We start from the raw sequence: 21,779 nt of genomic DNA, 5'->3' as shown, positions 1-21,779 counted from the left end.
TCACTTCTCCTGATGCGGGGCGTGCTTGGTTAAAATCGTCGAGATGCGGCGCACCAGCAACGGTGTCGCGCTGCCGGCCGCCTGGGCGAGGCCGGCTTCGTGGTCGATGGCGGCAACCACCGCGGCGTGCAGCGCCAGTTGCGCGGACAGGAGCGCCTGGCGATCGGCGATCAGGTCGCTCGCGCTGATCAGGCCGGCGCGCACGCCATCCGCCGCCGCCTGCACCGCGCGCGCCGCCGCCGTTGCCGCGGCACGGGCGGCGGCGAGGCGGGCGCGATCGAGCAGGACGGCGAAATAATCGGTCCGCACCGTGCGGATCACGGCGAGCCGCGCGGTTGCGGCGTTGGCCGCCGCCGCGTCGCGCCGGGCGCGGGCCTGATCGACCGCCGCGCGGGTCGCACCGCCGGAAAAGACGTTCCAGTTCATCTGCACCGTCACCGCATTGCCCTGTTGCAGCGAATAGGCCGGGCCGGTGATGCCCTGGCCGAAAAAGGCATAGCCCGCGCGGCCACCCTGGGCGGTATGGGTGTGCTGCAATTGGAGCGAGATGCTCGGCAGGTAGGCCCCGCGCGCCGCCGCGATCAGCGCCGCATCGTCGTGCACGGTGAGTTTTGCCGCCGCGAGGGTCGGGTTGCCGCTGGCGGCGCGCGCGAGCCAGGTGGCGATGCGGCCGGGTGCCGGCAGGGCCAGGGCGACCGGGAAAGACCCCCTCACCTGCACCTGATCGCCGGTCAGTGCCGCCAAGGTCTCGCGGGCGGCGATCAGGCTGGTCTGGGCCTGGACCACCTGCGCCTCGATCGAGCGAGCGGCGGCGCGGGATTCATCGGCGCCGATCACCCCGTCCATGCCGGCGCGGTAGCGTGCTTCGGCATCGTGATATTGCAGCGCGAAGCCCCGTGCCGCCGCGCGCAGCGAGGCAAGATTGTCGTTTGCGGCCAGCACCGCGACGTAATCGGTGATCACCCGGACGTTCAGAGCCTCGAGCCGGGCCTGATAGGTGGCGGCGGCTTGCTGCACGGAAAATCCGGCGGCTTGCAGGGTTTTGATCTGGCTCCAGTCGAACAGGGTCTGGCTCAGCGTGGCCTGCCAGGTGGAGACGCCGATCCGCTGATCCTGGCGGATCGGCTCGAAGCCGCTGCCGTAGAAATCGGCACCTTCGAACGCCTGGTTCTGCGGCCCGGCCGCCGCCGCGACGGTGAATTGCGGCAGCAGGGCCGCGAGGGCGGTGGGTTGCGCGGTGGCCGCCGCGCGCAGCTGTGCGGAGGCCGCCAGAAATGCCGGATCGTTCGCGCGCGCCGCCTGCCAGACGGTCCACAGGCTGGCGGCATGGGCGCTGCCCGGCAGGGCGGCTGCCAGCGCCGTGAGGACCCCTGCCCGCCTCATCGGATGCGGATCATCGGTTTGCCGGCGAAGCTGCCGGTATCGGACACGATGATCCGGTCGCCGGCGTGCAGGCCCGCGAGCACCTGGATGGCGTTGGCCGAGGTGGTACCGAAACGGACGCGGACCGGGATGGCCTTGTGTCCGCCATCGACCAGCCGATACACGATCGCCGCGCTATCGGGCCGCGCATCGACCGGCCGGGCGACCGAGAGCGTGTTGGCGATGGTCGTGACATCGATATCGCCCAGCACCGCGAGATCGGGCCTGGTGCCGGGGGGCAAATGCGTCGGCAGTTTCACATCGACCCGCACACTGCCGTGCTCGACCGCGGGCGAGACGCGGGTGATAATGCCGGTGATGCGGCTTTCGCCTTGATCGTTCAGACGGATGCTGGCCGATTGGCCTGAAGCGACCTCGCCCGCCTCGCTCGGTGCGACATCGAGCGCCGCCTTCAGATCGGCGAGGCTCGCGATTTTTGCGACGGCGCCGCCCAAGGCCAGGGTCTGGCCCGGCTGGGCCGCGACGCTCTGCACCACGCCGGCCTCACCCGCGCCGACCGCGAGGGACGCGACATTGGCCTGCGCTTCCGCCAACGCCGCCTGAAACGCCGCGAGCCGCGCCTGTTGGGCCGCGAGCTGGGCCGCCTGATTGCGCGCGAAGGCGGCGATGCGCTGCTCGGTCAGCGCCACCTGTTCGCGCGCGGTCGCGGCATCGAGGATGGTTTTGCGATAGTCGAGCTGTGCCACGACGTGTTCGGCCGCGAGGCCGCGTTCGGCCTGGGCACGCAGGGCTGCGGCCTCGGCGGCGGCGCGGGCGGTGGCGCGTTCGGCCGCCATGGTCAGGCGCGTGTTATCGAGCGTGGCGGCCAGCGAGGCGCGGGTGGCCTTGGCATCGGCCAGATCCGATTGTGCGGCGATCAGGGCGGATTGCAGGTGCGGATTGACCAGCCGGACCAAGACGCTCGACCGGGTGACCACATCGCCCGGCCGCACCAGCACGCGCGCCACGACGCCGGGCACCGATGCCGTGACGAAACGTTCCCCGCGCGGCCGCAGCACGCCGGGCGCCTGCACCCGCACAAGGAACCGTCCCTGCCGCACCTGCGCGATGACCAGCGAATCCCGCGCGACCGATGGGCCGGAGGGCAGGATGACCACGAGGGCTGCGACCAGAGCGACGCCGAGAACGGCAAGTGCCGCCAGAGTGGCGCGGCGCTGGCGCAGCACGCGGCGCTGGACGCGTTCGGGAATTTGGAAATCAGGCATCGTGGCTCCCAGGCGGTTACATCGCTGAGAGCAAATCCTGTGCCATGCGGGGTTGGCGTGGATGGCGCGGTAAAGCAGGATGGATTTGGCCGTGGGTGCGCGCCCGCGATCCCGATCATGGGATTACGATCCCGTTTTCGGATTTGAAGCGTCGACGGGTCAGGGGTGGTTGGGGCCGATGCGGCCGGTCTATCCGGTGATCGGGCGCGGCGCGGGTTCGATCACGGCGAGTTCGGCGCCATCTTCCACCAGATCGCCGACGGCGCATGACAGGGCAGTCACCACGCCGCCGCGCGGTGCGGTGATGCGGAACTGCACCTTCATCGCCTCGACCGTGACCAGCAGGTCGCCCGCCGCCACGGTATCGCCGGGTGCGACGCCGACCGCGATGACGCGGCCGGGCATGGGTGTGGTGACCAGGCCGCTGGCGGCGTGCGCGGTGCCGGTGCCGGCGAAGGGATCGACGATGCGCAGCGCGTGGCGCGCGCCATCGGCGAAGATCACGATATGGTCGTGCTGTGCGGGATCGGTGTGGCGCAGGGCGGTGAGCGTGGTGGTGAGATGATCGATGGTGATGGCGAGGCGGTCGTCCGGCAGGACGGCGATGGCTGCGGTGGTGCTGGCGCCGGCGTGATCGATCGTGAGTTGGCCCGCGGCGGCGGGGTGGATGCGGATGGCGAATTGCGCCGTGCCATCATCGAAGGTGACATCCTGATAGGCCGGACCGTTCAGGCGCCAGGCGGATTTCAGTGTCCAGGGTGAATGCGGGTCGGATGGTGCGGCGTGGCGGGGCAGATCGTGCAGCCAGCGGTGCGCGGCGGCGGCGATGACGGCGGGTGATGCCGGCGCGGCGGGGGCAAGCAATATGGGTTCGTGGCGGGCGATGAAGCCGGTATCGAGGTCTGCGGCGGCGAAATCGGGGTGGCCGATGATCCGGCGCAGCACGGGCAGGTTGGTGCGCACGCCATCGATTTCGAGTGCGGCCAGCGCGCGGGCGAGATGGCGGATCGCGCTGGCCCGATCATGGTCCCAGGCGATCAGCTTGGCGATCATCGGGTCGTAATGGATCGATACCGCATCGCCCTGGCGCACCCCGGCATCGATGCGGATATGCGCCGAGGGTTCGGGCAGGCGCAGATGATGGATGGTACCGGTCGAGGGTGCGAAATCGCGCAGCGGGTCTTCGGCGTAGAGGCGGATTTCGATGGCGTGGCCGGTGCGTTCGATCTCGTTTTGAGTCAGCGGCAGCGCCTCGCCGGCGGCGACGCGGAATTGCCATTCGACCAGATCGAGCCCGGTGATCAGCTCGGTGACCGGGTGCTCGACCTGCAGGCGGGTGTTCATTTCCATGAAATGGAAATCGCCGCCCTCGGCGATGAACTCGACAGTGCCGGCGCCGACGTAATCGATCGCGCGGGCGGCGGCACAGGCGGCTTCGCCCATGGTGAAGCGCTGATCGTCGGAGATCAGCGGGGCTGGCGCTTCCTCGATGATTTTCTGGTGGCGGCGCTGGATCGAGCAATCGCGCTCGAACAGCGAGACGACGTTGCCGTGGGTATCGGCGAACACCTGGATTTCGATGTGGCGGGGCCGGGTGAGGTATTTTTCGATCAGGATCTGATCGTCGCCGAACGCGGCGCGCGCCTCGCCCTTGGCAAGATCGAGTGCCGCGGCGAAATCGGCCGGCGCGGTCACGATGCGCATGCCCTTGCCGCCGCCGCCGGCGGAGGCCTTGATCAGCACGGGATAGCCGATGGATGCGGCATGAGCGGCCAGGCGGTCGGGCGCCTGATCGGTGCCGTGATAGCCGGGCACCAGCGGCACCCCTGCCCGCTCCATCAGGGATTTGGCGGCGGATTTCGAGCCCATCGCGCGGATTGCGGCGGCGGGCGGGCCGATGAAGATCAGGCCGGCGGCGGTGCAGGCTTCGGCGAAGGCCGCGTTTTCGCTGAGAAACCCATAGCCGGGGTGGATCGCCTGCGCGCCGGCCTCGCGCGCGGCGGCGATGATGCGGGCACCATCGAGATAGCTGTCGCGCGCGGCGGCCGGGCCGATCGCGACGGCGGCATCGGCCAGGGCGACATGGGCGGCGGATCGATCGGCTTCGGAGAATACCGCGATGCTGCGGATGCCCATGCGGCGCGCGGTGCGGATGATGCGGCAGGCGATTTCGCCGCGATTGGCGATCAGGATTGTGTCGAACATCATGGCTCAGTCGCTCCGCCAGGACGGGGTGCGTTTTTCGAGGAACGCCGCCAGACCCTCGCGCCCTTCGGCCGAGGCGCGGCGCTCGGAAATCAACCGCGCGGTGCGCGCGATCAGCGCCGGATCGATCGGGCGATCCGCCACTTCGGCGATCAGCGCCTTGGCGGATGCCTTGGCCTGCGGGCCGCCGCGCTGCAGGGCGGCGATCAGCGCATCGCGCGTGGCATGGAGGGCGTCGGGGGCGACCACCTCATGCACCAGACCGATGCGATGCGCGGTCTCGGCGGTGAAAATCTCGCCGGTCTGGAAATAGCGCCTGGCCTGGCGCGCGCCGATCGCTTCGATCACGTAGGGGCTGATCACGGCGGGAATCAGGCCGAGGCGGACCTCGGAGAGGCTGAATTTGGCATCGGTGGTGGCGATGGCGATATCGCAGCAGGCGACCAGGCCGACGCCGCCGCCGAAGACGCCACCCTGGACCAGGGCAATCGTCGGTTTGGGCATGGTGTGGAGCGCGTGCATCAGGCGGGCGAGGTCCTGCGCGTCCGCCAGGTTCTGATCGGGCGTGTAGGCGGCGCTTCGGCGCATCCAGTTCAGATCGGCACCGGCGGAAAAACTCTTGCCGCGGCCTTGCAGGACCATCAGGCTGATCTCGGCATCGGTCGCGACCTTGGCGAGGATGCCGATCAGGCCGGTGATCATGGCATCGTCGAAGGCGTTATGCAGATCGGCGCGGTCGAGCGTGACGGTGGCGATGCCGAGGCCGTCGATGCGGAAATCGATGGGACCGTTCATGGTCATCACATCCGGAACAGGCCGAATTGCGTCGGCTGCGCTGGAGCGTTGAGACTGGCGGACAGGCCGAGGCCGAGCACCATGCGGGTGTCGGCGGGGTCGATCACGCCATCGTCCCACAGGCGGGCGCTGGCGTAGTAGGGGTGGCCCTGGGTTTCGTATTGCGCGGCGATCGGGGCTTTGAACTCGGCCTCGTCGGCTTCACTCCAGGTGCCGCCCTTGGCCTCGATGTTGTCACGCCGGACCTGCGCCAGCACCGCCGCCGCCTGGGCGCCGCCCATGACGGAGATGCGCGCGTTCGGCCACATCCACAGAAAGCGCGGATCATAGGCGCGGCCGCACATGCCGTAATTGCCGGCGCCGAACGAGCCGCCGATGATGATTGTGAATTTCGGCACGTTGGCGGTGGCGACGGCGGTGACCAGCTTGGCGCCATCCTTGGCGATGCCGCCGGCCTCGTATTTCCGGCCGACCATGAAGCCGGTGATGTTTTGCAGGAAAATCAATGGAATGCCGCGCTGGGCGCAGAGTTCGATGAAATGCGCGCCCTTTAACGCGGCTTCGGAAAACAACACGCCGTTATTGGCGATGATGCCGACCGGATAGCCCCAGAGATGCGCGAAGGCGGTGACCAGCGTGGTGCCGTAGCGCTGCTTGAATTCGTCGAACGACCCATCATCGACGATCAGGCGGATCACCTCGCGCACGTCGTACTGGGCGCGCGGATCGGCCGGGATGACGCCGTAAATATCGTCCGGCGCGCCGGGCGGCGGGCGCGGGGTGCGCAGCGCGGACGCCGGTGGCTTGGCGAGGTTGAGCGACGCCACGATGCGCCGGGCGATACCGAGCGCGTGCGCATCGGATTCGGCATAGTGATCGGCGACGCCGGAGAGCCTGGTGTGGACATCCGCCCCACCGAGGTCTTCGGCCGTGACGATCTCGCCGGTGGCGGCTTTGACCAGCGGCGGGCCGGCCAGGAAAATCGTGCCCTGGTCGCGCACGATGATGCTTTCATCCGCCATGGCGGGAACATAGGCACCACCGGCGGTGCAGGAGCCCATGACCACCGCGATTTGGGGAATGCCGGCGGCGGACATCGTGGCCTGATTGTAGAAGATCCGGCCGAAATGCTCGCGATCGGGGAAGACATCGTCCTGGTTCGGCAAATTCGCACCCCCGGAATCGACCAGATAGAGGCAGGGCAGCCGGTTCTGCGCCGCGATCGCCTGGGCGCGCAGGTGTTTTTTCACGGTGATCGGGAAATAGGTGCCGCCTTTGACCGTCGCATCGTTCGCGACGATGACGCATTCCCGCCCGGCAACCCGGCCGATGCCGGTGATGATGCCGCCGGCTGGCACCGGCTCGGGGTAGAGATCATGCCCGGCGAATTGCGAGAACTCGAGAAAGGGCGAGGCCGGGTCGATCAGCAGGCGGATGCGGTCGCGCACCGGCAATTTGCCGCGCGCGACGTGGCGGGCGCGCGCTGCCTCGCCGCCGCCGGCGCGGATGGCTGCGACATCGGCCATGAGTTGATCGACCAGGGCACGCATGGCGCGGTGGTTCTGCGCGAAGGCCGCAGCGCGACGATCGAGTGCCGAGCGGAAGCCGCTCATGCCGGTTGTTGCCGCATTGTCACCGCCACCGAATCCCCCATCGTCACGCGTGACATTTTATTGCGCAGATGCGGGCGGTCGGCAAGACGAATCGACGCGATCACGGCGCCCAGGTGAGCGCCAGCATCACGCGCATCTCGTGCGGCGCCGATCCTGGCAGATTGTGGCGGATTGCGTAGGACAGGCTGGGTTGCAGCGAGAAATGGCGCGGCCAGGACCAGGCGGCGCCGAGTTGCAGGCTGGTCTCGCGCGCCTGGTGGCCGGCGATGGTGCCGGCGCTGGCATCGATCGCGGCGGTTAGCAGCGTCGTGCGGGTGAAGGCGTTCGCGAGGGCGAAATGCAGCGTGGTGACCGGCTCGCCCTGGGTGCCGAGCGTGGTGTCGATGCCGGACTCGCGGCTGAGATCGAGTTCGGCGGCAATCAGGGGGTCCGGCGTCCAGCCCAGGCCGATCGAGGCGACCGGGATGGTGCGGGGCGCGGTGGTGGGGCCGGCAAAGTGTTGCTCGGCGATGCCGGCGACCATGCGCAGGCGCAGCACGCGACCCGGTGCGGTTTCGGCCCCGCCGAGCAGCGCGATGGTCGTGGCGTTCGAGACGCCGGCACCGGCCAGCGCACCGCTGTAGCGCGCGACATCGAGGTTCAGCCGGGCGAGCAGGCGCAGCACGCCATCGTTCGCGGTGGCGAGTTCGCCCGAGGCGCGCAGGAGCGCGCGGGCGCGGAACGGCGCCGGCAGGGTCGAGGTGGTGCGGTTGATCGTGGTGTCGCTGAACTCGATCCGGCTGGTGGTGTCGAACGCGCCGAGCGGCAGGCGAAGGGCGGCCCTGCCATCGGTCAACACGATGGCGAACGGGGCGCTGGCACCGGCCTGGCTGGTGCCGAGGGCGGATTCCTGGGTGGTGATGCGCGCGCCACCCAGGGTGATGGAGCCGGCGCCGAACGGCACATCGAGGCCGATTCCGGCGGTGATGTTGTTGGCCGCGGCCGCCTGGTCGCCTGGGTAACGGTTGATATCCGCACCGGCGAACGCGGCGAGGCCGAGGGCGGCATCGCTGATCCGTACCGTGGGTTGCAGGCGGATGTTCGCACTCGCCTGGGCAGCCGCACCGGGGGCGCTGTCGAATCCGGCGGTGGTGGTGAGGCTTGGATAGACCAACAGATCGTCCGGCGTGATGCCGAGGGTGATGCCGCGCGGAATGCTGTCCTGGTGCAGGCGCGTCGCGGCGGTGACGCCGGCGGCGGTTGAAAAGCCGGGAACCGCGATGGGGAGCAGGTCGCCGATCGATTGGGCTTGGGCAATCAGAGGACAGGATAACAGGAGGAAGGTTAAGGAAGTTCTTCTTTTTTTGGAAAAAAAGAAGCAAAAAAACTTTTGTCCTTTGGGGCAGTGCTGCTGGTGGGGCCGGGGGCGTGGGTTCAGGGACATTTTTTGTTGCTTTTTTTCAACAGAGCGATCCTGCCGTCGTGTTCCTGCCTGGGCCTGTTCGTGCCGCCTGGTCATCGATTTCGATTGCAATCCGGTTGTATTCCCTGCCATGATACACAACCCTTAATTGAATGTCGCTGGGAAAACAGGATTTCGTGATGCGAAGATCATCCCGGGCTGCGACCGGTGCCGAGCCGGCGATACTGACCGTGGCGATTTGCACGCATAACCGTAGCAACGCGGTGGCGCGGTGCCTCGCGGGACTTGGGCCGCCGCATCCGGCGGTCGATGTGCTGGTGGTCGATTCCGGATCGGACGGCGATGAGGCCGAAGCCATCCTGCGGGCTGCGATGGCGCACGGGGTTGAGCATATGCGTCTCGCGTCGGTCGGGTTGAGTGCTGCCCGTAATGCCGCGCTGGCCGCCGCGCGCGGGCAATGGATCGCGTATATTGATGACGATGCGACCCCGGCTTCCGACTGGGTGACGGTGCTGCTCGCGAGCATCGCCCAGGACCCGGACCTCGCCGCGACCGGCGGCATGATCCTGCCGCAATGGCAGGCGTTGCTGCCAGCGTGGTGGCCGCAATCGCTGCGCGCGGTGCTGACGATCATCGACACGGTCGAACCGGACGCCGCCGCGTGCGCCGATATCGAACCCTTCGCCGCGAATATCGCGTTCCGGCGCGATGTGCTGACGCGGTTCGGCGGCTTTCCCGCCTGCCTCGGCCGGCGCGGCACGCTGCTGCTGTCGAACGAGGAAACCTACATTCTGCGCCGCCTCCGCAAGGCGCATCTCCGGGTGCGCTTCAACCCCGCCCTGGTGGTGCATCACGAAATCGCGCGCGAACGGTTGCGGCCGGACTGGCTGGTGCGCCGCCAGTATTGGAGCGGCGTTTCCGAGGCGGTGATGTTGGCCGCACTGGGCGAGCGGCGCATGGCGCGCGCCTGGCGGATGGCCGTACACGCGGCGGTGCTTACGCCATGGCTGCTCTGGCCGCGGCACAGCACAAGCCAAATCGGCCTGCGCTGCAAAGCGGCGTTCGCGAGCGGCTTCGTCCGCGGCATGCTGATCGAGGCGCACGACGGCATGGCCGCGGTCTGATGCGCAGGCTCGATATCGATCGGGCCAAGGGGCTCGCGATCACGCTGGTGGTGTTCGGGCATATCGTGGCGCGGCAGGACCCCGCGCATGTGCACTGGTATCAGCCGCTGCGCCGCGCGGTGTATGCGTTCCACATGCCGTTCTTTTTCTATCTGAGCGGCATGGTTTCATTTCTGGCCGGACATGTGAGGGTACTGCCGGCCGGCTGGGCCAGGCTGGCAGCGAGCCGCGTGCGGCGGCTGCTCGTGCCGTTCGTGCTGATGGGCACTCTGATCATTGCGGGTAAAATGCTGGCGGCACGGTTCATGTTCGTCGACAACGCGCCGCGCAGCCTGCTCGCCGGGCTGATCGACCTGGTCTGGAACCCTGCGCGCAGCCCGGCCTATTCACTGTGGTACCTCGCCGTGCTGTGCGCGCTCAGCCTGATGACGCCGATGCTCGCCTGGATATTGCGCGGGCGGCTGGTTCTGGTGATCGTGGTATTCGCGGCGCTGGAACTGGCAAACCCGCCCTGGCACCTCTATCTCGCCGATTTCTGCCGCTACGGGCTGTTCTATGGGCTCGGAATCGGTGCCGGCGCGCTGGGCACGCGCTGGACCGGCTGGATCGATCACTGGCGCTGGCCCTTGCTCGCGCTGTTCGCAACCGGCTTTGCGGCGATCGCGCTGGCGGGACACCGCTGGCCGTTCGATGCCCGATTATTGGTGTTCGGTGTGCTCGCGATGCCGGCTCTTCATTCTTTGGTAAGGATTTCGTGGTTATCATCCGATCGTACACTGGTCACCATCGGGCGGTATTCACTCATGATCTATTTGTTCAACACGATCTTCATCGGCCTGACCAAGGGGCTGCTGCTTCATGTCACGAGCTGGAACGGCGATCATTTTCCGGCTTTCTTCGCCGCGCTGATGCTGGCGGGCATGCTCGGGCCGATCATGCTCAAGCGCACCGTTCTGCGCGCGTTTCCACCGCTCGACCGGATGACCGAGTGAGCCGGCCATGGCGCGGTCAGTGGCCGTCGCGCGATTCCTTGCAACCGTGCCGCCGGCGCTTGCTGGCAGTTTTAACGATGCGCAACTCGCCGCGATCGATCTGCATTTCGGCATGCGGTTTCGGGCCAGCCATCTGATCGATTGGCGGCGGCGGTTCGGCTTTGCGCGCTGGCGACTTTACGCGGTGGTGCTGGTCGGCCGGGATCGCCATGCGGCGTAGCATCGTGCCAGCACGAGCCCGCCGGTCAATACCGCGAGCCAGACGATGCGGCTCTGATAGCGGTCATGCGGGCCGGACAGGCTGCCGGTGACCACCGCATTGCCGAGCAGCGCCAGCAGCACGAGAACCGCGAGAAAGAACAGGCGATCATCGATCAGCCGGTCGTCGAGCGGCGCGGCAGCGGTACGCGACGCACGAATTCCGTGGAGGGGGCGGATGGCCTGAACGATTGCCAGCAGCACGAACCCCAGGGTGGCGATGATGCCCGCGATCGTGACGGTTGCAACGATGGATGCGAGCGGCGCGCCGATCGCGAGGCGTCGGCGGGCCTGAAGACTGCCGAGGAACGCCCTTACCGCGGCCACCGGGAGGTCGCGCCGTATCGTCGGCGCCGCCGTGGCGGACCATGGGCGCAGGCCGCTCCCCGGCGCAAAGGTAACCAGCTGGCGCAGTGTGTCGCGCATGCCGTTGCGCAGCACGATGGCCGGGTGCGCCGCGATGGTGGCGCGGACGATCGCGTTGGTCTGGCGGATCAGGCGGATCGGGCCACCGGCGCGATACAGCGGACTGTCCGCTGTCCACAGGAACCAATCCGCGCTGTGCGCCAGATCGGCCTGATAGCGGCACAAGGCCCAGTGCCGCGTTGGGCAGTCATGCGCCAGGGTGGTGCGCGCCGGGCCATCGCTGAGCAGGCGGGCGAGCACGAAGGTGCCGCCATAGGGCGAAGGCGACACCGTGCCGGAGGCGATCACATTAACCCCGACCAGAGCGGTGACGCCGATTGCCAGCGGCAGCAGCAGACGCCTCCACTCGGGGCGTCGGCGCGCTCGGCGGCGCAGGACCAGCACGCACAGGCAGAGTCCCGCATAGATCGGCAGATTACTGAGATGCACCATGATCGCGAGGGTGATCAGAACGGTCAGCAGACGCCGCTCACGGCGCGTCACCCGATCATCGAGCACCAGAACCGCGAACGCCAGCACCATCAGCGGGGTGAAAATATCGGGCATGATCTGCGCCGCGGTCCAGGGCAGCGCGGTCAGCAACGCGAGCGGGGCCAGCAGCAGGGCACCGGCGCCGATGCCCGAGCGGGGTGCCACCATGCGCTGGGTGCGCCGGATCATCCAGGCGGCAACGGCGCATTGCGCGATCGTCGGCGGCCACAGGTTGCGCCCCCAGTCGAGCGCGAACAGCCACATGCTGTAAAAGGGCGGCCGGTCCCAGCCGAGATGGTGCTCCATCACCTGCGAAATATACGTGCCGGTATCCGAGAAGATCAGCGGAAACCCGTTGTAGAGCGCGGGCCACAGCATCAGCAGCGTGGCCCCGGTCAGCAGGCCAGCTTCGGCGGCGTTGAAACCGGTGCGCACCCGCCCCGCCGGGCGGGCGTCAAGGTCTGAAATAGCCGCCATAGCGGGGATGATAGAGTTCGGAATCGGCAAACCCGGCCCGGGCATGGCGCGCACCATCGACCCGGGTCAGGATGGTGCCGGCGACCCTTATGCCGGCCTGATCGAGCAGGGTGAGTGCGGCGGCAACCACCCGGCGCGGCGTTTCCGCCCAGCGGATGCACAGCAGCGTGGCATCGGCGGCTTTGGCCAGTACCTGGCTTTCGGCGAGCGCGAACACCGGCGGCAGATCAAGGATCACCAGATCATAGCGCTCGCGTAGCGACGCCATCAGGTGCTGCATGGACGGCGCCATGAACAGCGACAGCGCATCGGCCGCGACCGCGCCGGCGGGCATGACGTCGAGCTGAAGATCGGACATCCGGTGGACGGCGGCATCCCACTTCACGCGCCCGGCGAGATGATCGGTCAGACCCGGCGCGCCGCCAAGGTTGAACACCGCATCGAAACTCGGCTGGCGGATGTCGCAATCGATCACCAGCACGCGCATGCCGCCGGCCGCGAGCGAGACGGCGAGGCTGACGGCGAGCGTGGTCTTGCCTTCGCTGGGTCGCGCCGCCGTGATCGCGAGGCTGCGCGGCGCGGTCGGGTCGAGCCACAGGCTGGTCCGCAGCGCGCGCATCTGCTCGTTGAACGGCGAAAACGGGTGCATCCTGGTGTAGTCCGGCAGCGCGAGGCCGCGCCGGGCGCGCCGCGTGACCTCGGGGATCAGCGCGATGCAGGGCAGATCGAGTGCGGTGCGGATCTCGCCGCCCGAGCGGAAACTACTGTTCAGCACATCCGCCGCGAGGGCGGCGATGATGCCGAGGCTGAAGCCGAGCACGCTGGCGCCGGCGATGATCAGGACGGTGCGCGGCGCGCTCGGCTCATTCGGTGTGTTGGCGGGCGAAATGATCCGGGCGTCCGGCCGGGTCAGGGCGCTCTGGCTTTCGAGCGTGCCGATCTGCTCGGTCTGATCGCGCAGCAGGCTGCGCTCGGCGGTGCGCTGTTCGAGCAGGCTCGCGAGCGGGGCGGCGAGGATGGATTCGGCGGCGGTGCGGTGGCGCAGCCTGGCGAGCGCCGCCTTCAGGGTGGCGACGCGCGCCTGATCGACCTGCATGGTCGCACGGGCCGCTTCGACCTGACGCGCGGTCTCCGCGGCGATCTGGCCTTGCAGAGCCGCGAGCTGGTGGCGAACCGAGCGGTATTCCGGATAATTCGGTCCCTCGGTGCTGGCGAGCGCGCCGAGCTGGGCGGCGAGTTCGGCGGCCCGCGCGCGCATCGGCGCGACGTTGGTCGCAATCGCCGCCGCCGCGGCGGCCGGTGTTCCGGCGGAGGCATCGCTCGCCTGCAATTGCGCGCTGGCGGCCGCCAGATCGGTCTCGGCGCGGGCTAAGCTGTCGGTCAGCTGGCCGGCTTCCTGATTGGTGAGCGGCGCAGCGCCGGTGCCGCGTTCGGTGCCGGCGGTGGCGCGGGCGCGCGCGATCGCGATATCGAGCGCGCGCAGCACTGCCGAGGTTGCGGCGGCGCGCCGGCTCAGCCAGGCTTGCGCGTGGTCGAGCACCGCCAGATTATCCGCGCGCTGACGATCGAGATAGGTCTGCATCGCGCAATTGACCGCCCGCGCGGCTAGTTTTGGGTCGGTGCTGTTGAAGGAAACGGTCAACAATTGCGAGCCCGACGGCACGGTCACCACGAGATCGTTGCGGACCTGATCGACGAGCGCCCGGTGCGACAGCGGCGCGGCGTGCCTGGGCGGCAGGCCGAGCCAGCGGCGCCAGCGCGGCGAGGGCGCCAGCGCGGGATCGAACGCCTTGCTATGCACCAGATCGAGCTGCTTCATCATGGTCTCGACCACGGCGGTGCTGCGCACCACGGCGATCTGGCTGGTCATCAGCGTGTCGGTCACCTGGCTGGTTTCGAGCACGCCGCGCAGGAGTTTCGGGTTGAAGTCGAGCGGCGCGTAGAGCAGGGTGCCGGTGGCCGTGTAGGTGGGTGGCTGATGGGTGAGCGCCAGTGCGACGAGCGCCGGCAGGCCGATGGTGATCAGCGCGGTCAGACGCCAATGGCGGCGGATGGCACGGAGCGGTTGCAGCGGGTCGGGCGCGGTCAACAGCGTCAGCGCGCCGGCCAGGATCGGGCGGGGCGATGCGGCGGGCGACAATGATCCGATCTCGCTCATATCGACGACGGACCTTCAGCAGCGTGAGCCGAGCTCGTCATGGAATTGGTTCACCGAACTGTTTGTGCGACGCAACAAATAATGCATGATTGATACCGCGAATCTGCGCTATGTCAATCTTAAGTTGTTGACCAATTAATTGCTCTTGAGGGTTGTGGATTATGATGCTTGAAGAGTCTTGCCGCCGTCGCAGCCTGATCGCGCGAACGATCGGTTGTTTGGGTGTCGTATCGCTGGGCGGGTGCGCGACGGGCGGCAATCTGCCGCCGTTGCCCACGACATCCGCGCGGAATTACCGGCTCGGCACCGGCGATCAGGTGCGGGTCGTGGTGTTCGACCAGAAGCAGTTGAGTGCCGATTACGATGTCAGCGCCGCCGGCATGATCGATGTGCCGCTGCTCGGGCCGGTGCGGGCGGCTGGCCATACCGCAACCGGGCTCGGCCGGGCGATTGCGGCGGGGCTGGTGCGGCGGGGCATTCTGCGCCGGCCGGAGGTTGCGGTCGATGTGCGGCGCTATCGGCCGTTTTCGATTCTGGGCGAAGTCAACAAGCCCGGCCAGTATCCGTTCCAGCCGGGCATGACGGTGCTGACGGCGGTTTCGATCGCCAACGGCTTTACCTATCGGGCGGTGCAGTCGCGGGTCGGGGTCATTCGCGTGCGGCACGGGCGCTCGGCTGAATATCGGGCTCCGGCGACGGCGTTGATCGCGCCGGGTGATGTGATTCAGGTGTTTGAACGTCACTTCTGAGCCGAACGGCGGCGCGCGGACAGACCGCACGTGGCGTCTTTGGCAAACACGCCAAAAACGCCGAAGTTCCAAACCAACAAAAGTTCTTTGCTGCTTTTTTTCAAAAAAGAAGACCTTTCGGACGCGCGCGTCGGGTCGCCCGTCCCCCGGCGGTGGCAAGCGCCGAATTGACTTGCGCGCCGTCCCAATCTACCCCGCGCCGAAAAGCAGGAGACGGGTTCATGGCGGTCAACGCCTTTATTTTTCCGGGTCAGGGCAGTCAATCGGTCGGCATGGGGCGCGATCTGGCGGCGGCGTTTGCGCCGGCGCGCGAGGTGTTCGAAGAGGTCGACGAGGTTCTGAAGCAGAAGCTCTCGCGCCTGATGTTCGAGGGTCCGGCCGAGGAATTGACGCTGACCGAGAACGCCCAACCGGCGTTGATGGCGATGTCGATGGCGGTGCTGCGCTGTCTGGAGCGAGAGGGTCATATCGCGGTGCGCGAGCGCGCCGTGGTGGTGGCCGGGCATTCCTTGGGTGAATATTCGGCTCTCTCGGCGGCAGGCGCGTTCACGGTCGCCGAGGCGGCGCTGCTGCTGCGGGTGCGTGGCAACGCGATGCAGCGCGCGGTGCCGGCGGGCGAAGGGGCGATGGCCGCGTTGCTCGGCGTTGAACTGGAGGCCGCGAGCGCGATCTGCGCGGAGGCGGAGAGCGGTCCGGCCGGGCGCGAGGTGGTATCGGTCGCGAACGACAACGGTGGCGGCCAGGTGGTGATTTCGGGTGCGGCGGCGGCGGTGGACCGGGCGATCGAGATCGCCAAGGCGCGCGGCGTCAAGCGGGCGATGAAGCTGCCGGTTTCGGCACCGTTTCATTGCGCGCTGATGGCGCCGGCGGCGGAGGCGATGCGCTTCGCGCTGGAGGCCACACCGCCGCGCGCTCCACTGGTGCCGTTGATCGCGAATGTGACGGCGGCCAAGGCGACGCTGCCGGGCGCGATTTCCGCGTTGTTGGTCGAGCAGGTGACGGCGACGGTCCGCTGGCGCGAATCGGTGGCGGCCATGGTCGACCTGGGGGTGACGCGGTTCATCGAATTGGGGTCGGGCAAGGTGCTGTCCGGGCTGATCCGGCGGATCGCGCCGGAGGCCGAGGCGCTGAATTGCGGCACGCCGGCGGAGCTGGAGGCTTTGATCAAACATGTCGGCTGATCTGTTCAGGCTGGATGGCAAGACCGCGCTGGTGACCGGCGCGTCCGGCGGTATTGGCGCGGCGATTGCGCGCACGCTGCATGGGCTGGGGGCAACGGTGATGCTGTCGGGCACCCGCGAAGCGGCGCTGACGGCGCTGGCGGCGGAGCTTGGTGAGCGCAGCCATGTGCAGGCCGCCGATCTGGCCGATCCGAAAGCGGCGGAGGCGTTGATCGTGGGCGCCGAGGCCGCGATGGGCAAGGTGGATATTCTGGTCAACAACGCCGGGTTGACGCGCGATGGGCTGACCTTGCGGATGAGCGACGAGGCATGGGCGCAGGTGCTCGATGTTGATCTGGCGGCACCGTTCCGCCTGTCGCGGGCGGCGCTGAAGTTCATGATGCGGCGCCGTGCCGGGCGGATCATCAATATCGGCAGCATCGTCGGTTCGACCGGCAATCCGGGTCAGGCGAATTACGCCGCGGCCAAGGCCGGGCTGATCGGGTTGACCAAGGCGCTCGCGCAGGAGGTTGCCTCGCGCAACATCACCATCAATCTGGTGGCGCCGGGCTTCATCGAGACCGCGATGACCGGTGCGCTGACCGAGGAGCAGCGCGCTGCCCTGGCCGGCAAAATTCCGCTCGGTCGGCTGGGCCAGCCCGCCGATGTGGCGGCGGCCGTGGCGTATCTGGCATCCGATGCGGCGGGCTGGGTGACCGGTTCGGTCTTGCATGTGAACGGTGGGATGGCGATGATCTAGCAGGGCGGCGTCATGGTTGGCGCGGCACGATGAACCATGCTAAGCGCGCCGGACTTTCGCAACCAAACCGGAACATGGCGCTGGCCATGACGTCTCCGGACTATTCGTGCCTATTGACCGCCCAAAATTTCGTTACAGGAGCACACAGAGAATGAGTGAAGTCGCCGATAAGGTAAAAAAGATCGTTGTCGAGCATCTCGGCGTCGATGAAGCGAAAGTAACCCCGGAAGCCTCCTTCATCGATGATCTGGGCGCGGACAGCCTTGATACCGTCGAGCTGGTGATGGCGTTCGAAGAGGCGTTCGGCGTCGAGATTCCCGAGGACGCGGCCGAAAAGATCACGACGGTCAAGGACGCGATCGATTACATCGAGAAGCAGAAGGCCGAGTAACCGGCGAGACGGCAGCGTGAGTATCAGGACATGAATATGCGGCGCGTGGTTGTCACCGGCATGGGAATCGCATGTCCGCTGGGCGTGGGAGTCGAGCCGGTCTGGCAGCGGCTGATCAATGGCAACTCCGGAATCGGTGCGATCACCGATTTCGATGCCAGCGATCTGCCGTGCAAGGTTGCCGGTCAGATGCCGCCTGGCACGCGTGCCGATGGCGGTTTCACGCTGGGCGAGTGGGTTGGCGTCAAAGACCAGAAAAAGATGGATCGGTTCATCCAGCTTGGCATGGTCGCGGCGACCGAAGCGATGGAAGACAGCGGCTGGGTGCCTCAGACCGAGGAGGATCGCTACGCCGCCGGTGTCATGATCGGCTCGGGCATCGGCGGTCTTCAGACGATTTATGAAGCCTCGGTGCTGGTGCATGAGGGCAAGGCGCGGCGGTTGTCGCCGTTTTTTATCCCCTCTGCGCTGGTCAACCTGGTTTCGGGCAATGTGTCGATCAAGTTCGGGCTGAAGGGTCCGAACCATTCGGCGGTGACGGCGTGTGCCACCGGCGTGCACGCAATCGGCGATGCGGCACGGCTGATCGCGCTGGGGGATGCCGATATCATGTTGGCCGGGGGTGCCGAGGCGGCGGTGTGCGCGCTCGGGATTGCCGGGTTCTGCGCCTCGCGCGCGCTCTCGACCGGGTTCAACGATCGGCCCCAGGCGGCTTCGCGGCCATGGGACAAGGATCGCGACGGGTTCGTGATGGGCGAGGGCTCGGGCGTGGTGTTCCTTGAGGAATACGAGCATGCCAAGGCGCGTGGGGCCAAGATTTACGCCGAGATCGCGGGTTATGGCATGTCGGGCGATGCGCATCATATCACCGCACCGGCCGATCATCATGATGGTGCGTTTCGGGCGATGAAGGCGGCGCTGAAATCGGGTGGGCTGGTGCCGGGCGATATTCAGTACATCAATGCGCATGGCACTTCGACGCCGATGGGCGATGATCTGGAGTTGGAAGCGGTCGAAAACCTGTTTGGCGATGCCGCGCGGGGCGTTGCAATGTCCTCGACCAAATCGGCGACCGGGCATCTGCTGGGCGCGGCCGGGGCGATCGAGGCGGTGTTTTCGATCCTCGCGATCCGCGACGGGGTGGCACCACCGACGCTCAATCTGGATGAGCCGAGCCGGGCGAGCGTGATCGACCGGGTGGCGCATACCGCGCAGCGCCGGACCATCGATGTCGTGCTGTCGAACAGTTTCGGGTTCGGCGGTACCAATGCCTCGATCCTGTTCCGCAAGGCGCACTGACCGGGCGGCGCCGGATGTTCACTCGCGGGCGGCTGATTTTGGTTTTGATGGCGCTGGTCGTCGCGGCCAATATCGGCAACCAAGCGGTGCAGCAGAGCTACGATGGGCCGGGTGCGCTGGCGGTGACGCGCGATGTGGTGGTGCCGCCGGGTGGTATCGCGGCGGTGGCGCGGACATTGAACCGCGCCGGGGTGATCCGGTATCCGCTGGTGTTCGAACTGGCGGCTTGGATTACGCGGCGGCAGGGGAATTTGCGGGCGGGCGAGTTTGAGTTCGTGGCGCACGGCAGTCTGCGGCGGGTGCTGCACACGCTGCGGTTCGGCCCGGTGGTGCAGCATAAGGCGACGATTCCGGAAGGGCTGACCGCGACGCAGATTGCCGCGATCATCAATGCGCTGCCGGAAGCGAGCGGGCATGTGGTGCCGCCATCCGAAGGCAGCGTGCTGCCGCAGACTTATGATTACGTCTATGGCGCGACAAGGCAGGGAATACTGCGACGGATGCAGCATGCCATGACCAGGGCGCTGGCCGCTGCCTGGGGCGCGCGCGCGCCGGATTTGCCGGTGCAGACGCCGCAACAGGCGCTGACGCTGGCCTCGATCGTGCAACTGGAAACGCCGGTTGCGGCGGAGTTGCCGAAAATCGCGGGGGTTTATGAAAACCGGCTGGTGCAGGGGATGAAGCTGCAGGCTGATCCTACGGTGATTTTCGCGGTGACCGAGGGGCGGGCGACCGCGCTGCCCCACCGGGTTACCGACCATGATCTGGCGACGCCGAGCGCCTATAACACCTATCGGCACCATGGGTTGCCGCCGGGGCCGATCGCGTCGCCGGGGATTGCGGCGATCGATGCGGTGCTGCATCCGGCGGCGACGCAGGATTTGTTTTTCGTGGCGACCGGCAGGGGTGGGCATGTGTTTGCCCGGACGTTCGATGAGCAATTGGCGAATATCGCGCGGGTGCGGGCGGGGCGTGGGAAGAACTGAGTTTTCGTTTTGATATCGTAACGATTTAGGCGTGTTTGAACCGGTGCTCTGGGTGTGTGATTCGGCGGCGCGGATGTGGGTTTGGCGGGCGGGCTTGGCGTGATGGTGGGGTGGCGAGCGTGGCGGCCGCGGGGTTTGGGATGGTTTCGGTCGGTGTGGGTTGGGGGGTTGCGCGCGTGTGCAGCTTCGCGGCGGACGGGCGCTGATGCGGGCGTGCGGGACGCGGTGATGCGGACGTGGCACGGCGCGGGGGCGTGGCTTCGGGTTGCGGGCGGATGGCGGCGTTGGGGGAAGGGCCGTGGGGTGCCGGTGCGGTTGGTGAGGCGCTGGTTTCGAGGAAGCAGCGCAGGAGGTTCAGGATGGTGAGGATGAGGTCCAGGATTGCGTCGCTCAGGGTATCGGCACCGCGCTGAGCCGAGACGTGGTCGAACACGCCTTGTAGTTTGGCGTTGATCGGCACGGTCGAGACGGCTGAGGCGGGGGTTTTATCCACGGTCGGATATAAGCATACTGGGGCGGACCTAAGCAAGCGTTATTTTCACTACCTTTTACGTATCGTTGTTTTTCACCCGCCGGAGTCAGCGGGACGGCAGTATTACCGGTTCCCGGTCGGGCGACACGGGGCGTGGCGCGCTGTGGGCGGTGATCAATCCATCGTCGTTGCCAAAATGGAATTGTCCAGCCGATTGGGGGAGCGTTGACGAGATGAATGGTGAGTTTGGTGACATACCGGACGGACGACGGGCGTGGAAAATTGTGGGGTGCGGAGGGGCACCCGACCCTTGCTCGGGCGTTACGGGGGGTTGGGTGTCAGGATTCTTTACACTCACGATTTCGTGCGTTCGTTATGATATTGAATTGAAATGAGAAAATTTTTGGCATCGATTTTGCTTGGTAATTCTTGTTCGTTCTGTTCACGCAAGGAGCCACCATGACAACCATCCGTATTGCCCTTCTCGTCACCACCCTGCTTTGCGCCACGACGGCGCCATCTCTCGCCGGCACAGTTCTGCTGATGGTGGCAGGGGGTGGCGGAGGGGCGGGCTATAGTGGTGCCGGCGGCGTGGGCCAGAGCGGAACGACGGCGGAAAATGGTTCGGGCGGTGGCGCGGGTATTGCGGGTGGGTCGGGGACTGGCGGCAACGCCGGCACCGGCGACGGCGGCGGTGGCGGCGGCGCGGGCGCTCTTGGTGATGGTTTCGGCGCATCGGGCTCAGGCGGGAGCGGGGGTTTTTCTGCTCTCCACTTCGGATCGGCCAATGGCTATAGCAATGGCAAGGGTGCCTACGGCGGCGGCGGCGGTGGTGGCTCTAATGGCGGTGGCGGTGGTGGTGGCTACGATGGCGGCGGCGGTGGGGGCGGCGGCATCGGCGACCTTGTCGGCGGCGGGGGCGGCGGGGGTGGTTCCTTTCTTGCCGCTGCGTTCAGCAATACCGTGCGAACCGCTGGCAACAAAGGCTGGCGATGGGTCCCTCTCGATCGAGTTCGATCATTCCATAAAGTCGTTCATCTTTAAAGGCGGTTTCCTGAGCTATGATATTTCTACCACCGGCCTGTACACTCTTACCGCCAGCGGCGGCCAGGGCGGAGCATCGACGTCGAATGGTTACGACGGAGGGCTTGGTGCGACCGTCAGCGGCGACATCTATCTGACGGCCGGGACTGTGCTCGACTTTGAAGTCGGCGGCATGGGGGGTGCTTCTCAAGACGGCGGCGGCGGCGGGGGGGGGTCTTGGGTTTACGAGACCCAGGCGCCGACGCCGGTGCCGGAACCGGGTTCATTGGGGTTGCTTGGGACGGCTCTGATCGGGTTGGGGGTGATGGTGCGGCGGCGGCGCAAGATGGGGTGATCGGGGATTTTGCAT

Annotated in this window: 19 protein-coding genes; 10 read left to right on the top strand and 9 right to left on the bottom strand. The window is 67.1% G+C overall.

All coding sequences use genetic code 11. The annotated features are described in order from the left end of the window. The 6 genes from BW994_RS07305 to BW994_RS07280 form a co-directional block, all read right to left on the bottom strand. Positions 1 to 1,383, bottom strand: coding sequence for a TolC family protein (locus BW994_RS07305; protein ID WP_029310926.1), 1,383 nt, complete (start codon positions 1,381 to 1,383; stop codon positions 1 to 3). Continuing rightward, entirely contained in the window at positions 1,380 to 2,648 is a 1,269-nt protein-coding gene (locus BW994_RS07300; RefSeq protein WP_076454428.1) for an efflux RND transporter periplasmic adaptor subunit, read from the bottom strand. Before BW994_RS07300 ends, BW994_RS07305 begins: the two co-directional genes overlap by 4 nt. 189 nt (positions 2,649 to 2,837) lie before the next feature. Continuing rightward, on the bottom strand, positions 2,838 to 4,856 hold the full coding sequence (locus BW994_RS07295; protein ID WP_456303719.1) for an acetyl/propionyl/methylcrotonyl-CoA carboxylase subunit alpha: 2,019 nt from the start codon (positions 4,854 to 4,856) through the stop codon (positions 2,838 to 2,840). A 3-nt stretch (positions 4,857 to 4,859) separates the two neighbouring features. Next, positions 4,860 to 5,648: an enoyl-CoA hydratase-related protein gene (locus BW994_RS07290; protein ID WP_029310929.1), complete on the bottom strand. Its 789-nt coding sequence runs from the start codon at positions 5,646 to 5,648 to the stop codon at positions 4,860 to 4,862. Positions 5,649 to 5,653: 5 nt separating this feature from the next. Next, on the bottom strand, positions 5,654 to 7,261 hold the full coding sequence (locus tag BW994_RS07285) for a carboxyl transferase domain-containing protein (RefSeq protein WP_029310930.1): 1,608 nt from the start codon (positions 7,259 to 7,261) through the stop codon (positions 5,654 to 5,656). Between the two features lie 100 nt (positions 7,262 to 7,361). Then, positions 7,362 to 8,684, bottom strand: coding sequence for an outer membrane beta-barrel protein (locus BW994_RS07280; RefSeq protein ID WP_051657181.1), 1,323 nt, complete (start codon positions 8,682 to 8,684; stop codon positions 7,362 to 7,364). 158 nt (positions 8,685 to 8,842) lie between these two features. On the opposite strand from BW994_RS07280, the gene BW994_RS07275 reads away from it, so the two are divergent. Genes BW994_RS07275 through BW994_RS07265 form a run of 3 tightly spaced genes read left to right on the top strand, consistent with a single transcriptional unit; the run spans position 8,843 to position 10,999 of the window. Further along, complete coding sequence (locus BW994_RS07275) at positions 8,843 to 9,787, top strand: glycosyltransferase family 2 protein (RefSeq protein WP_029310932.1); 945 nt, start codon at positions 8,843 to 8,845, stop codon at positions 9,785 to 9,787. Next, on the top strand, positions 9,787 to 10,779 hold the full coding sequence (locus tag BW994_RS07270; protein ID WP_245594056.1) for an acyltransferase family protein: 993 nt from the start codon (positions 9,787 to 9,789) through the stop codon (positions 10,777 to 10,779). Before BW994_RS07275 ends, BW994_RS07270 begins: the two co-directional genes overlap by 1 nt. A gap of 7 nt (positions 10,780 to 10,786) precedes the next feature. Continuing rightward, complete coding sequence (locus BW994_RS07265; RefSeq protein ID WP_029310934.1) at positions 10,787 to 10,999, top strand: hypothetical protein; 213 nt, start codon at positions 10,787 to 10,789, stop codon at positions 10,997 to 10,999. Here the strand turns inward: BW994_RS07265 and BW994_RS07260 are convergent. Both BW994_RS07260 and BW994_RS07255 read right to left on the bottom strand, forming a co-directional pair. Further along, the gene (locus tag BW994_RS07260; protein WP_029310935.1) at positions 10,957 to 12,411 is read right to left on the bottom strand and encodes a hypothetical protein; all 1,455 of its coding nucleotides are present in this window, start codon (positions 12,409 to 12,411) and stop codon (positions 10,957 to 10,959) included. The genes BW994_RS07265 and BW994_RS07260 overlap by 43 nt on opposite strands. Beyond that, positions 12,389 to 14,569 (bottom strand): GumC family protein, encoded by a 2,181-nt coding sequence (locus BW994_RS07255; protein ID WP_081849006.1) that lies wholly within the window; start codon positions 14,567 to 14,569, stop codon positions 12,389 to 12,391. Before BW994_RS07255 ends, BW994_RS07260 begins: the two co-directional genes overlap by 23 nt. A 218-nt stretch (positions 14,570 to 14,787) precedes the next feature. Here BW994_RS07255 and BW994_RS07250 point away from each other — a divergent pair, with 218 nt between their 5' ends. From BW994_RS07250 to mltG, 6 genes are all read left to right on the top strand, one after another. Beyond that, positions 14,788 to 15,318, top strand: coding sequence for a polysaccharide biosynthesis/export family protein (locus BW994_RS07250; protein ID WP_245594057.1), 531 nt, complete (start codon positions 14,788 to 14,790; stop codon positions 15,316 to 15,318). Positions 15,319 to 15,539: 221 nt separating this feature from the next. Next, positions 15,540 to 16,499 (top strand): ACP S-malonyltransferase, encoded by a 960-nt coding sequence (gene fabD / locus BW994_RS07245; protein ID WP_029310938.1) that lies wholly within the window; start codon positions 15,540 to 15,542, stop codon positions 16,497 to 16,499. A 1-nt stretch (position 16,500) separates the two neighbouring features. After that, positions 16,501 to 17,238: a 3-oxoacyl-[acyl-carrier-protein] reductase gene (gene fabG, locus BW994_RS07240; protein ID WP_029310939.1), complete on the top strand. Its 738-nt coding sequence runs from the start codon at positions 16,501 to 16,503 to the stop codon at positions 17,236 to 17,238. 151 nt (positions 17,239 to 17,389) lie between these two features. After that, the gene (locus BW994_RS07235; protein ID WP_029310940.1) at positions 17,390 to 17,629 is read left to right on the top strand and encodes an acyl carrier protein; all 240 of its coding nucleotides are present in this window, start codon (positions 17,390 to 17,392) and stop codon (positions 17,627 to 17,629) included. Positions 17,630 to 17,659: 30 nt separating this feature from the next. Continuing rightward, entirely contained in the window at positions 17,660 to 18,928 is a 1,269-nt protein-coding gene (gene fabF / locus BW994_RS07230; protein ID WP_051657183.1) for a beta-ketoacyl-ACP synthase II, read from the top strand. A gap of 14 nt (positions 18,929 to 18,942) precedes the next feature. Beyond that, positions 18,943 to 19,914, top strand: a complete 972-nt coding sequence (gene mltG / locus BW994_RS07225; RefSeq protein ID WP_029310942.1) for an endolytic transglycosylase MltG — start codon at positions 18,943 to 18,945, stop codon at positions 19,912 to 19,914. A 25-nt stretch (positions 19,915 to 19,939) separates the two neighbouring features. Here mltG and BW994_RS07220 read toward each other — a convergent pair whose 3' ends face one another. Continuing rightward, a complete protein-coding gene (locus BW994_RS07220; protein ID WP_029310943.1) occupies positions 19,940 to 20,407 on the bottom strand; it encodes a hypothetical protein in 468 nt (155 codons plus the stop codon). Between the two features lie 598 nt (positions 20,408 to 21,005). Here BW994_RS07220 and BW994_RS20390 point away from each other — a divergent pair. Then, a complete protein-coding gene (locus tag BW994_RS20390) occupies positions 21,006 to 21,764 on the top strand; it encodes a PEP-CTERM sorting domain-containing protein (protein ID WP_281174429.1) in 759 nt (252 codons plus the stop codon). The last annotated feature ends 15 nt before the right edge of the window (positions 21,765 to 21,779 follow it).

Source organism: Acidiphilium rubrum (genome assembly GCF_900156265.1).
Lineage (GTDB): Bacteria > Pseudomonadota > Alphaproteobacteria > Acetobacterales > Acetobacteraceae > Acidiphilium > Acidiphilium rubrum.
The sequence above is the reverse complement of the archived record's forward strand: the minus strand, read 5'-3'. Positions and strand labels throughout refer to the sequence as shown.